The organism is Kribbella sp. NBC_01505, assembly GCF_045040285.1.
Lineage (GTDB): Bacteria > Actinomycetota > Actinomycetes > Propionibacteriales > Kribbellaceae > Kribbella.
Genome location: NZ_CP109425.1, coordinates 9,905,821 through 9,918,418, shown reverse-complemented (window position 1 = coordinate 9,918,418; position 12,598 = coordinate 9,905,821). Strand labels below are relative to the sequence as shown.

Sequence of the window (12,598 nt, the reverse complement as noted above, 5' to 3'; positions counted from 1 at the left end):
CCCCCAGAACACCGAAGCCCAGACAGATCATTGTCTGGGCATTTTGTCGTTCCCGGACGTGAGGTCTTGACGGTCGGTGCCGTCGTGCCTACTTTGTGTTGCCATCCTCTGTCAGGAGTTCGCCCCAACCCTGAGGAGTAGCGATGCCCGTTCCGCCCCGCCCACGCCGAAGGTGGCGACGTCCGCTCGCCGGCTCGGCCGCCGTACTGATGGTGTTGTCCGGCCTGGTGACCGGACAGGCCGGACAGGCCCAAGGCGCTGTCCCACCACAGGAGCCCGGTGTGACTCTGCGGACCTTCGATCTGCAGACCGAGCTGAGCACGCTGTGCACCCTGAAGCCTGGTCAGACTCCCAACGTCGACAAGTTGATGCCTGCCATCAATTGGACCGCCTCGACCGACTTCGGCATCGAGGACAGATTCGTCTCCGAGGTGACCGGCAACCTGAACGTTTCCGCGGCCGGAAGGTACGAGTTCCGGCTCACCAGTGATGACGGTTCGCGGCTGCGGCTCGACGGGCAGGCGGTGATCAACCATGACGGGTTGCACGGATCCACGCCCGCGACCGGATCGATCGACCTGACCACCGGCTACCACGCACTGCGGATCGATCATTTCGACAACGCGGGCGGCCAGGAGATCAAGCTCGAATGGCGCCCGCCGAACGTCGAGAACTTCGCGCTGGTGCCCAATTCGGCGCTCAGCACCGATGCCGGCGTCGTACGGGTCACTGCGCCTGGGCGGAAGGAGTGTGAGGCGTCCACGGATTCGCCAGGTGACGGACTGCCGCTCACGAGTGTGAATCCTGGCTATACGCTGACCGACCTGCGACCGGCCGGCTTCGAACCGCAGGTCACCGGGATGGACTGGCTGCCGGACGGGCGGCTGGCGATTACCACCTGGGGTGGTTCGGGCGTCGTACTCGGCGAGGTCCACCTCCTGAGCAACGTCACCGGGAACACCGATCCGTCGCAGGTCCGGACGCTGCGCATCGCCAGCGGGCTCAGGGAACCGCAAGGGATCAAGTACGTCGACGGGAAGCTGTACGTCTCGGAGAAGAATCGGCTCGTCGAGCTCAACGACACGAACGGCGACTGGGTGACCGACAACTACCGGACGGTCGCGACCTGGCCGTACGGCGGCAACTTCCACGAGTTCGCGTTCGGGCTGCTCTACGAGGCGGGGTCGTTCTACATCAACCTGTCGGTCGCCATCAACGAGGGCGGCGCCACGACCGATCCGCAGCCGGCGCAGAACCGCGGTACGTCGATCAAGGTCGACAAAGCCACCGGAGCAGTTCAGTACGTCGCCGGTGGGTTGCGCACGCCGAACGGTCTCGGTTGGGGGCCGGAAGGCGATCTCTTCGTTGCCGACAACCAGGGTGGCTGGCTGCCGGCGAACAAGCTGGTGCGGATCAAGCAGGGCCGATTCTTCAACCACTACACGAATCCGTCCGGACCGTACGACTCCCAGCCGGTCACCGCACCGGTCGTGTGGCTGCCGCACATCGAGATTGCCAACTCGCCCAGCAACCCCGTCTTGATGCCGAGCGGCGCCTTCAGCGGACAACTCGTGTACGGCGACGTGACGTACGGCGGTCTCCAGCGGGTGTTCCTCGAGAAGATCAACGGCGAGTACCAGGGAGCGGTCTTCCGGCTCACCCAGGGCCTGGAATCCGGCGTCAGCCATATCAGCCTCGGACCGGACGGTTCGATCTACACCGGCGGAATCGGTGCCGGCGGCAACTGGGGTCAAGAGGGCAAGCTGAAGTTCGGCCTGCAGAAGCTGACCCCGAGCGGCACGAACACCTTCGACATCCGGGCGATGCGAGCGGTCGCGGGTGGGTTCGAACTCGAGTACACGCAGCCGCTGTCCGCGGCGACGGCGGCCGACCTGGCGACGAAGTACCAGGCGCAGCAGTGGCGGTATCACCCGACGACCGAGTACGGCGGCCCGAAGATCGACGAACAGACCCTGAATGTGACGTCGGCATCCCTGTCGGCGGACCGCACCAAGGTCACGCTGCAGATCGCGGGGCTGAAGGCGGGCCACGTTGTCCATCTGCGGTCGCCGCGGCCGTTCGCCTCCGAGGCTGGTACGGCGCTCTGGAGCACCGAGGCGTGGTACACGCTGAACTCGCTGGTCGGTGGTCCGCCGGCCGGCGCGATGTACGAGGCTGAGAAGGCGGCGTTGAGTGGCGGCGCCGGAGTCGCCGGCGACCACACCGGCTACACGGGCACCGGCTTCGTCGACGGCTACTGGAACCAGGGCGCCGCGACGACCTTCACCGTCTCAGTGCCGACGGCCGGGACCTACACTGCGGGCCTGCGCTACTCAAACGGCCCGAATCCCGTTGGCAACAAGGTGTTGAGCGTCTACGTCAACGGTGTGAAGGTTCGGCCGACCCGGTTGTCGAGCACGGGAGTGTGGACTGCCTGGGCGGTGCAACCGGAGGCACTCCAGCTCTCCGCAGGCACGAACACGATCTCCTACCGGTACGACGCCGGTGATGGGGGCCATGTGAACCTCGACAACGTGACGATCACCGCGCAGCAACGCATCCAGCTCTTCGACGGCAGCAACCTCGATGCCTGGGAGAAGACTGGCGGCGGTACGGCGACGTGGCCGATCGCGGATGGTTCGATGGAGTCGCTGGGTGGTGATATCCGGACCAGGCAACAGTTCGGCGACTTCAAGCTGCACGTCGAGTGGTACGAGCCCTACTACCCACCGGAAGTCACCGGCCAGGCTCGCGGTAACAGTGGGGTCTATCTCCAGGAGCGCTACGAGATCCAGGTCCTGGAGTCGTTCGGTCAGCCAACGGCAGACAACATCGCCGGTGCGATCTACAGCAAGAAGGCACCGGATGTGAACGCCGGTACGGCGTCCGGCACGTGGCAGACGTACGACATCACGTTCCGGGCCGCTCGTTTCGATGCCGCGGGCAAGGTCGACAACGCCCGAGCCACCGTTGTCTGGAACGGCGTCACGGTGCAGAACGACGTACCGATCGATGGCGGAACGGGCGGCGGGAACTCAGAGAGCGCTCTCCCAGGATCTATTCGCCTGCAGGACCACGGAGACGCGGGTGCGAACCCGCGCTTCCGCAACGTCTGGATCGAACCGCTTGGTTGATTACTGGCCCCTGGCCTGCTGGCTGGCGTAGTACGCGACCTTGCGGGCGCGCATGACCTCACCCAGCGGGCGGTGCTCGACCAACGCGTTCCACGGATCGAACTTGGAGGCTTCGACCGTCGTGGCGAACTCGTCGTCCGGCTGCTGTTGCGGAACAGTCAGCCGGGCGACGGTGAGGTACGGCGTGGTCCAGATCGCGGAAGCGTCCTCGATCGGGGTCGTTGCCTCGTCCGCGAAGAACTGCACCTGCAGCTCGTAGACGAGCGGTGCCGTGGCCAGTCGGCGGTAGAGGTCGGCTCCCCAGTCCTGCGACGCCGTACCGTCGATTTGGTCGGAGGCGGCGGCGAGGCGCACCCGGACGGCATAGGGGCCGAAGGCAATGGGTGCGGCGCTGTAGAAGTCGTGGGTGGCAAAGCCGCTGAACGGTTCGCGGAGTGCGGTGGCGACCTCGCGGACCTTCGGGATCAGCGACGGCGAGCCGATCAGCCGGCGGATGGCACCACCCGGCGTACTGCCGGTGGTGAGGACGACGCTGCTGAAGTCCACGCTGGTCGCTGAGCTGAACCGTTCGTGGTTGATCAGCGCGAAGTCCTGGCTCTTGGCGTCCCCGCCGAGCGCACCCTGCCCGGTGACACCCAGGACCTTGATCGAGAAACCGCGCACATCCGGCGCCTTGTCGGCCGCCACATTGAACCCACCGTTGGAGATCCGCAGCCAGGCCTCGAACGACTTGGGCTCGGTGAACAGGCCCTGCCGCGCGTACTTCGGCAGCCCCTCGACGACCTCTACCTGTGCCCGCAACGCTGCCAGCTGGCGCCGGTGCAACGCCCGGCCCACGCCGAACTTGCCCGACTTGCGCTGCTGCATGGCGACGAACCCCTCGGCCTGAGCCTGGTGCCGCTCCGCCTCGTCCGCCCCGACAACCTCGCGCCAAGCGGTACTCGGCTCAACCTCAGTCATGCGCCTGCCTTCCGTAGTGGTGACCCCATCATGGCGGGTCTGCCCTCGGAAGCCGGTCAGCAGGCAGGGGGTTAGAGGATTTGTTCGAGGGAGCGGTGGATGTAGTCCATGGTCCGGTCGAGGTCGGCGGCGAAGGCGGGGTTGACCTGGGCCATGCCGGCGAACCAGAGGCCGAAGGCAACGTCTCGGGTGGCGATGAAGTTGTTGAGCTGGGTGAGGTCGGGGAGTGCGCGATGCTCGGCGTAGCCCTTGAGGAGGGCTTCGCGGAGGGCCGGGTAGTTGTCGCGGTAGCGGTTGTCCCAGAGGGGGACGGCGATGTCGTAGAGGTGGTAGCCGAGACCGCAGTCGTCGAAGTCGATGACGTGGACCGCGTTGGCGTCGAAGAGAGCGTTCTCCAGGTGCAGGTCGGCGTGGATGAGGCCGAAGGTGTCGGGAGCCGTGCCTAGGCCGGCCATCACGGTGCGCATGCGGCGGGCGATCTCGTCGAACTGGGTGCGGACTGGCGCGGGTAGGAGGTGCCAGCAATCGGCGGCCGAGACGCCGCCGTACTCCATGGTGTTGCCGAAGAAGGTCTCCCAGTCCCAGCGCATGCGGACAAGATCGACCGGTGGGGTCCAGGCGGCGGTGTGATTGTGCAGGCGGGCGAGGACGCCGCCGAGTCGCTGGAAGTGGATGGGGCGCGGGTCGTTGGCGTGCATGCGGCCGGCTTGCCAGCCGAGCACCGAACACACCAGGTCGTCGGCGACGGTGGTCCATTCGCCAGTGTGGGTTGGGATCGGCGTCGGCACCTGCAGGTCGGTGTCTGCCTGTAACGCGGCCAGCCAGTCGAGCTCCGATCCGACGGCGAGGCGTGAGTCGACTCCAGGCCCGTGCCGATTAGCCCGATGCACGCGCAGCAGGAAGCGCCCGTCGGGTGAGTCGACGCGGAACGTCGTGTTCTCCCCGTGCGCGATGAACGTCAGGCGCGGCTCGTTGATCGGGTACGCCGCCAGCGCGCGCACCGCCGTACGGCGAATGCGAGCCACCTGCGAACGCTTCGATTCCAGCTCAGCCATCCAAGGAGCGTAGCTCCGCGGACTCACCCACCACGATGGGATTTGCCCCTTGGGGCAGCGAGGTGCGGCCGGTCGGCGGTGCCGATCGGCCGCACGTGGACTGTCTCAGGCATGGATCTCTAGGGGCATCACGCTCACCGGCAGAACAGTCACCGGTAGGGGCTCGAAACCGTTGAAACGCTGGGTTGTGTAGCTGGTGGAGTAGGCGCCGCAGGACAGGATCCAGACCGGATCACCGGAGATGATGTCCTCCGGAACCCGGGCCGGCGCTGGTTCCTGCCCGAAGACGTCATCGCTGTCGCAGGTCGGACCCGCGACCACCGCTGGAACGCCGAGGCCGTCCGGATGCGTCGGGAACACCATCCGATACCGCACCTGGTCGACCTCGTACAGCCCGTTGAACTTCCCGCAGCTCAGGTACAACCACCGTTCCTGCTCGCCGTCCGGCTGCTCCCGCGACGACATCCGTACGGCGTGCGCCCGGATCGCCCCGTGGTCGGCGACGAGGTGCCGCCCCGGCTCCATGACGAACTGGACCGGCGCGAGCTCACGCAACCGCTGCATCCCCGCTCGGATAGTCGCGAAGATCTCGGCCAGCGCCGGGTCGACCGACGTACCGGTCCGGTCGAGGTAGCCGAGTGCGGGCAGTCCGCCGCCGAGGTTGATCCGGTTGATCTGGATGCCGACATCGGCCAGCTCGCTCATCGCGAACGCCAGCTGGTCGAACGCGGACTGCCAGGCGGCCGTCGTCATCTGCTGCGAACCGACGTGGACCGACAGCCCGGACGGGACGAGTCCCTGCGCGCGGGCGATCGACATCACGATGATCGCATCCCGCACCGAACAGCCGGCCTTGCGGTTGAGCCCCCACAGGGCTCCCTCACCGGTCGTTCCCAGCCGGCAGAACACCCGGGAGCCCGGCGCGTTCACGGCGATCGCGACCACATCGGGCACGCTGTCGGTCGCGAAGTCCCGGATCCCGAGCCGGTAGGCCTCGGCGATGTTCCGGTCCGACTTGACCGTGTTCCCGTAGTGCACCTGGTGCGCGGCGGCGCCGGTCGCCAGCGCCTGGACGATCTCCTGGGGGCTCGCGGCATCGAAGCCCGAACCACGGCCGGCGAGCGTCGCGAGGACGCCGTCGACCGGGCAGGCCTTGATCGCGAACCGGATCGCGGTCCCCGGCAGCTCTGCGAGCAGAGCCCCGTACGCGTCCTCGATCCCGCCCAGATCGAAGATGATCTGATCGTGGTCTGCGAGCTCCAAGGCGGTTCGCAGCCGATCACTCAAGACCGTGTTCATGTCAGCGGACCCACTCCTTGCGCGATGCTTGCCGCGATCAACGACTGCCAGACGTCGATCAGTACGGCGAAGTCGTCCATGTCCTGGCGTGCTTCGGTGATCAGCTGCTCGCGACGCTCCACGAGGGAGTCGGCGAAGGCAGCGTGCCGCCCGCCCAGCTGGTGGTAGGCGCGGCCGAGCCGGTCGAGCCGGTCGAGGTTCTCGTCCACCGGCAGGTCGATGCTCTGCCGGACGATGTCCGACACCGCCGAAGCCTGTACGTCGCCGTGCTCGTCGCGCAGCGCAGTACCGGCCGCTCCCATCCGCTCGTAGACGAAGTGCAGGTAGAGCATCGACAGGAAGAACTTGGTCAGCGCCAGCTGGTACGACGCGAACCCTTCGTCGGTCTTCCGCTCACCGGTGTGGACGTTCACGATGTGCCGGTTGTGCACGACGCCGGGCAGTCCGGCGTCGGTGACCAGATGCATCAGGAAGTAGTCGCTGCCGATGGTTTCGGTTGCCGGGGGCAACGGCACCTGCTCCTGGATCCGGTAGAAGGCGATGTTCGCCATGTCGACACGCATCGGGTCGACCAGGGTCAGCGCCGACTCGTCGGCCACGAACGGCGCAGTCCCCGCACCGGTGAAGGACTCCGCCACCAGTGCGCGCTTCCCGGCCTCGGTCGTCGTACTGGAAGCCCACAGGCTGACCACGTCGTAGTAGATCTCGGGATCGCGCTGCCGGATGTCGTCGATGTCCACGGACATGTCGCCGATGAACGACGCACCTGCCATCACCACCGGCAGGTCGTCGCTGCCCGGGGGCAGGTCGACGGTGGAAACCCGGTCCCGGGCCGCCGCGGCCGTCGTACCGATGGAGAGCTCGTGGTGGATCGGGAAGATCTTCGCCCCGTCCAGCTCCTGGTAGGTGCAGTCCGAATCGCGCCGGTGCACGGACTCGCAGCCGAGTGCGGCCGCGATCACGAAGGCGCGATTGGTGCAGGCGCCGTACGAGCGCAGGCCGGGCAGCATCAACTGCAGGACCCGCTCGGGTTCGGCGAGGCCGGCGTCCTTGATCGACTGCTGGAGGAACACGCGCTGCGCGTCCTCGTCGACGTGCACGACCTCGACGCCCGGCGCCAGCGGCAGCTCGGCGAGGACCCGGACGTGCTCGGCGAAGTCGGCCGGTGAGCTCGAGTCCAGGATCAGCATCCGCACCTCGACCTCGAAGTGCGAGACCGCGTACGCCGCTTCCGCGGCCAGCTCGGGCAGGATCGGGGCGCAGGCCCGGTCGGTGGGCAGGGCCAGGCAGATCCGCCTCACCGCGTCTCCCCTTCGGCCGAGCTCGAGCTGTGCCAGGAATCGGCGCCCAGCAGCTTGCGACCCAGATCGGTCAGCTCGGCGGTCGGGTAGCGCAGCGACTCGTGCTTGAACGGGTCACCGAGCAGGGTCGCGTTCCACTCCGGCGTGCTGACGTCGCGCCACGACTTCACGCGCGAGTCGACGAGCTCCTGGTGGGACTCCAGCGCGGGCATCATCGACAGGTACTGCACCGAGCGGACCTTGTCCTTGGAGCGGTTCGGCGCGACGCCGTGGGCGAGCATGCCGTTCCAGATCAGCAGGTCACCGGCCTCGAGCCGCGGCCGCACCACCGGGAACTCGTTCCGATCGATGGCGGGTCGGATCGGATCGCGGTCCAGCGGCTGCTCGGCGCGCCAGCTCTCGAACTGGCGGAACAGCTCGGGGCAGCACTGGAAACCACCGGTGTCGGCGGTCGTGTCGGTCAGGGCGATGATGCCCTGGACGCGCTGCGGCAGGACCTCGAGGGTGCTGTCGACATCCCAGTGCAGGTCGATGTCGAAGCCGGTCTCGGTGGCCGGGATCAGCGCCCGGTCGCGGTTGCCGAAGTTCGGCGGGTTCAGGTTGAGCCGGTCGAGCGTGACCCAGAGCTCTTGCGCGTCCCAGACGTCGACGAAGGCGTCGTACACGCGTTGTGCCTGCCGGCTGTCCCAGATCAGTTGGTGCTGATAGGCCTCGACGAATCCGTAGATGTACAGGTCGCGTTCCAGGTCGGAACGGAATTCACGCTCCGGATACCACGTGTTCGGCTGGTCTGGTTCCAGACCCTGGAATTCCCAGGCGAATTCCAGCAGCTCTTTCGCGTGCGGAATCGCCTGCTTCACGATGGTGTAGCCGTAGGTCTGCCAGTGCTCGTAGTCGGCTCCGGAGAGGACCCGCAGCGGCAGGGATTTCTGGACGTCGCGCAGCGGTGTGGCGGCGAGATAGGTGTCCGCGTCGGCACTCGAGTAGAGCACCTTGGACGCGGCACGGTAAAGGTCGGTCTCAGCATTCGGCATGGGTATTCGTCCCCAGTACGGTCGGGCCGGCCGAACCGGTTCAGTTCGGCCGGGCTATGCCTTCACGGGAATTTCGCAGGAACCTTACCTAAGTATTCGAAGGAACCATACCAAATGAATGCCAGGACATGACCTGGCATGCGCTTGCCGGTTTGTAAGTTGCCCGCTAAGACTGCCTTCGGTGTCCTGGCGGGGCAGTGATCAGGGCAGCGGCTTCCCAGGAGCCGGGGCGGCTGAGCATTAGAGTCCGGTGACGTGGACCATCAGTTCTTGCTCATTGCCGGAGCCGGGCTCGCGATCATGATCGCCGCCTCGGTGTTCGCGCGGCGGACCGGAGTCGCGGCGCCGTTGCTGTTGGTTGCGCTGGGCATCGGTGCCAGTTACCTGCCCAGTACGCCGGCCATCCACCTGGATCCGGAGATCGTGCTGGCCGGGGTGTTGCCGCTGCTGCTGTACTCGTCCGCGGTGCAGTTGCCGGTGCTCGACATCCGGCGGAACCTGTCGCTGATCGCCTGGCTGTCGGTCGTGATGGTGATCGCCTCGTCGCTGGCGATCGGCGCTGTTGTGCACGCCCTCTTCCCGAGTATCTCCTTCGGTCTGGCCGTCGCGCTGGGCGCGGTGGTGAGCCCGACCGATGCGGTCGCGGCGACGGCGATCGGGCACCGGGTCGGCCTGCCGCCGCGGGTGATGACGATCCTGGAGGGCGAGAGCCTGGTCAACGACGCCTCCGCACTGGTGGTGCTGCGGACGGCGATCGCCGCGATCGGGGTGGTCGGTGGTGGATTCCACCTCGTCCCCACGATTCTCGACTTCGGTTGGGCGGTGATCGGCGGCGGTCTGATCGGCGGTGTGGTCGGTCTGCTGACCGTGCTGCTGCGGCAGCGCCTCGATGATCCAGTGCTCAACACCACAATCTCGTTCGCGGTGCCTTTCCTGGCGTACTTCCCGGCCGAGGAGTCGCACGCCTCCGGCGTACTCGCGGTGGTCGTCGCCGGGCTGTTGACCGGTGTGCTGGGCAGCAAGCGGTTCAGCGCGCGCGACCGGCAGACCCAGGCGACGACCTGGACGACGATCAGCTTCCTCCTCGAGAGCGCCGTGTTCCTTGCCATGGGCTACCAATTGCCCGAGTTGGTGGACGCTGCGCGGGCGGAGACCACGGCCAAGGAGATGACCGGGCTGGTGCTGATCGTGGTCGCGCTGCTGGTGGTGCTGCGCTTCATCGGGCTGGCCTGGCCCGCGCTCGGAATTCGGTTCGGTCGCGAGGATCGCGCCGAGCAGACCAAGGCGAAGCTGAGCCAGTTCGAGGAACACCTGGACTCGATGACCCCGGAGAGCGAGCGGGAGGAATCCCGTGTCGCCTGGGCAAGACACCGGCTCGCGCGGGGCCGTGCGGATGTGGACTTCGAGGTGCGGGAGCCGTTGACGCTGCGCGGAATGCTCGTGCTGGGCTGGGCCGGCATGCGCGGCGTCGTGACAGTGGCCGCCGTACAGACGATTCCGGCGGATACGCCGCACGCCGCGACCGTCGTACTGGCGGCGTTTCTGGTGGCCCTGTTCACCCTGGTCGTGTTCGGCCTGACGTTGCCGTGGTTGATCTCGCGGATGAAGTTCGCGTCCGAAAGTGCTGAGGACAAACGGGATGCGACGCAGTCACTGCTGCGGCGGATCGGTGAGTCGGCGATCGACGCGATGGGCCCGCTCGAGGAGCAGACCGTCGGGGGCGAGCCGCTCGACCCGGCGATGGTCACCACGATGAAGGAGCGGATCATTCCGCGGCTGGTCTCGGCCAGCCGGCAGGTCCCGATGGCCGCGGCGGCGAAGCCGGACAGCTTCGAGCAGATGGCCGTCGTACAGCGCCGTTATCTTGATGCCATGCGCGACGCGCTCGGTGCCGAGCGCAGCATCGGCGCCTACAGCTCGGACACCTTCCGCCAGGTCGAGGCGTTGATCGACTCACTCGAGCACCGCTTCAAGCCGGCCTGATCGGCGGGGAGGACACCTCCCCGCCGGCCTGGCGAGTTAGACGATCTCCCAGCTGATGTTGATGATGCCGACGTCGGTGTTGGCCAGGCTGGCGAACGCCGGGCGGCTCAGGTCGATCTTGTTACTCGGGCAGGACGGGCACTTGTCGCGGATCGGGACCGTGATGACGTTGCCGTTGTAGTTGACCCGGATCGACTTCTGGCAGAGCGGGTCGTTGTTCGGGTTGGCGGTGGTCCACAGGGCCGCCGGCGCGGCGACGAGCCAGTCGGAGTTGGCGTTGATCTGGGTGCCACACGCGCCGTATCCGGCATCGTTGTACCAGCTCGCCTGGCCGTTGACGGCGAAGGCGGTGGAGGTGCCCAGGGTGAGGGCGCCGACCGCAACCGCGGCACCGAGGACCTTCGCGATCTTGTTCTTCATGATGTGTACCTCTCGGGGCGTAGAGGGAACGTTTCCGGCACCAGTTCACCCACCGTCACGTCAGCACGGCAAGAGTCGTGGCCGAACCCTGTGGTCGCTCCCGCAGGTCTTTGTCCGGTGTTCAGCCGCTGGGCTGACGAGATTCGTCAATCGGCCGGGCCCCGTCCACGGATGCTGTTGGGTAAGGGGGTGACCGCCACCTTCTCGCCGGCCGTGCGCCGGCTGATCTTCGCAACGCTCGTCAACACGCTGGGAAACGGCGTGTACGCCGCGGTCGGCGCGATGTACCTGACGCGGGTCGCCGGGTTGTCGGTCGCGCACGTCGGGGTCGGGCTCACGATCGCGGGGGTGATCGGGCTGGTCGCCAGTACGCCGCTGGGTGTGGCCGCCGATCGGCTCGGGCCGAACCGCGCGTACGTCGGATTCCTGTTGCTGCAGGCGATCACGATGAGCGCGTTGACGCAGGTGCACTCGTTCGGCGCGTACGTCGCGGTGGCCGGGGTGACGGCGATCGCGGATTCTGGGCAGCGGGGCGCGAAGGGTGCGTTGATCGCCGGGCTGTCCGAGGCCGATCAGCGGGTGCGGACCCGGGCTGTGCTTCGGGTGACGACGAACATCGGGATGGGCATCGGGCTGGCGCTCGCCGGGATCGTGCTCGCCCTCGACAAACCCGGTCTGTACGTCGCTGCGCTGCTGGCTAATGCCGTGACCTATTGCCTGACGGCCGCGGTGATCCAGTTCGGCCTGCCGATCGTCGCGGCGGTGGGGGCAGCGAGTGGGCCGTCCGGGTTGACGGCGTTGCGGGATCGGCCGTTCCTGGCGTTCGTCGTACTGGATGGGGTGCTGAACATGCACCACGCGATGGCCCAGCTCGCGATTCCACTGTGGATCGTGACGGCGACGGATGCGCCGCGGTGGTTGATCTCGGTGCTGCTCGTGATCAATGCGGTAGCGGTGGTGTTGCTGCAGATTCGCACCGCGCGGGGGACGGAGCAGCTGGCCGGTGCGGCGCGGGCTGGTCGCCGGGCGGGGCTGTTGCTGGCGGTGGCATGTGGGGTGCTGGCGATCACTGATGTGACGTCGGGGACGGTGACGATCGCGCTGCTGATCGTTGCGGCGATCGTGCATGTGCTGGGGGAGATGCTGCAGTCGGCCGGTGGTTGGGGGATCAGTTTCGAGCTGGCGCCGCCTGGTGCGCAGGGGCAGTACCAGGGCGCGTACGCGATGGGGCATCAGCTCGGTGATCTGGTCGCACCGCTCATCCTGACCACGATCGCGGTCAGCTGGGGGTGGCCGGGCTGGCTGCTCACCGCCGGGATCTTCGCTGTCGCGGGCGCGTTCATCCCGTTCGTCGTACGCCGGCATCCGGCGGCCGTGGCTGTCGAGGTGGCCGCGACATGAGATGAGTCGCG

General features: G+C 67.2%; 9 protein-coding genes. 3 read left to right on the top strand and 6 right to left on the bottom strand.

From position 1 onward, the window contains the following. The first annotated feature begins 143 nt into the window (after positions 1–143). The gene (locus OG474_RS46060; RefSeq protein WP_405060048.1) at positions 144–3,134 is read left to right on the top strand and encodes a family 16 glycoside hydrolase; all 2,991 of its coding nucleotides are present in this window, start codon (positions 144–146) and stop codon (positions 3,132–3,134) included. Here OG474_RS46060 and OG474_RS46055 read toward each other — a convergent pair whose 3' ends face one another. From OG474_RS46055 to OG474_RS46035, 5 genes are all read right to left on the bottom strand, one after another. Next, positions 3,135–4,094, bottom strand: a complete 960-nt coding sequence (locus OG474_RS46055; RefSeq protein ID WP_405060047.1) for a hypothetical protein — start codon at positions 4,092–4,094, stop codon at positions 3,135–3,137. It lies immediately after the preceding gene. Between the two features lie 71 nt (positions 4,095–4,165). Further along, positions 4,166–5,149 (bottom strand): phosphotransferase enzyme family protein, encoded by a 984-nt coding sequence (locus OG474_RS46050; RefSeq protein WP_405060046.1) that lies wholly within the window; start codon positions 5,147–5,149, stop codon positions 4,166–4,168. Between the two features lie 105 nt (positions 5,150–5,254). Beyond that, complete coding sequence (locus OG474_RS46045) at positions 5,255–6,448, bottom strand: ornithine decarboxylase (protein WP_405060045.1); 1,194 nt, start codon at positions 6,446–6,448, stop codon at positions 5,255–5,257. Continuing rightward, positions 6,445–7,749, bottom strand: coding sequence for a DUF6271 family protein (locus OG474_RS46040; protein WP_405060044.1), 1,305 nt, complete (start codon positions 7,747–7,749; stop codon positions 6,445–6,447). The genes OG474_RS46045 and OG474_RS46040 overlap by 4 nt, the downstream gene beginning before the upstream one ends. Then, positions 7,746–8,783 carry a phytanoyl-CoA dioxygenase family protein gene (locus OG474_RS46035; protein ID WP_405060043.1) on the bottom strand — a complete coding sequence of 346 codons (1,038 nt, stop codon included), beginning with the start codon at positions 8,781–8,783 and terminating at the stop codon, positions 7,746–7,748. The genes OG474_RS46040 and OG474_RS46035 overlap by 4 nt, the downstream gene beginning before the upstream one ends. Positions 8,784–9,038: 255 nt before the next feature. Between OG474_RS46035 and OG474_RS46030 the strand changes: the two genes are divergently transcribed. After that, the gene (locus OG474_RS46030; RefSeq protein WP_405060042.1) at positions 9,039–10,766 is read left to right on the top strand and encodes a cation:proton antiporter; all 1,728 of its coding nucleotides are present in this window, start codon (positions 9,039–9,041) and stop codon (positions 10,764–10,766) included. 36 nt (positions 10,767–10,802) lie between these two features. On the opposite strand, the gene OG474_RS46025 is transcribed toward OG474_RS46030, so the two are convergent. Then, positions 10,803–11,186: a cysteine/serine endopeptidase inhibitor gene (locus tag OG474_RS46025; protein ID WP_405060041.1), complete on the bottom strand. Its 384-nt coding sequence runs from the start codon at positions 11,184–11,186 to the stop codon at positions 10,803–10,805. Positions 11,187–11,375: 189 nt separating this feature from the next. On the opposite strand from OG474_RS46025, the gene OG474_RS46020 reads away from it, so the two are divergent. Further along, on the top strand, positions 11,376–12,587 hold the full coding sequence (locus OG474_RS46020; RefSeq protein WP_405060040.1) for an MFS transporter: 1,212 nt from the start codon (positions 11,376–11,378) through the stop codon (positions 12,585–12,587). Positions 12,588–12,598 lie beyond the last annotated feature (11 nt).

Excerpts from the sequence above, each read along its gene's own strand:
- OG474_RS46060 (WP_405060048.1), top strand. The coding sequence starts at position 144 with ATGCCCGTTCCGCCCCGCCCACGCCGAAGGTGGCGACGTCCGCTCGCC.
- OG474_RS46055 (WP_405060047.1), bottom strand. The coding sequence starts at position 4,094 with ATGACTGAGGTTGAGCCGAGTACCGCTTGGCGCGAGGTTGTCGGGGCG.
- OG474_RS46050 (WP_405060046.1), bottom strand. The coding sequence starts at position 5,149 with ATGGCTGAGCTGGAATCGAAGCGTTCGCAGGTGGCTCGCATTCGCCGT.
- OG474_RS46045 (WP_405060045.1), bottom strand. The coding sequence starts at position 6,448 with ATGAACACGGTCTTGAGTGATCGGCTGCGAACCGCCTTGGAGCTCGCA.
- OG474_RS46035 (WP_405060043.1), bottom strand. The coding sequence starts at position 8,783 with ATGCCGAATGCTGAGACCGACCTTTACCGTGCCGCGTCCAAGGTGCTC.
- OG474_RS46025 (WP_405060041.1), bottom strand. The coding sequence starts at position 11,186 with ATGAAGAACAAGATCGCGAAGGTCCTCGGTGCCGCGGTTGCGGTCGGC.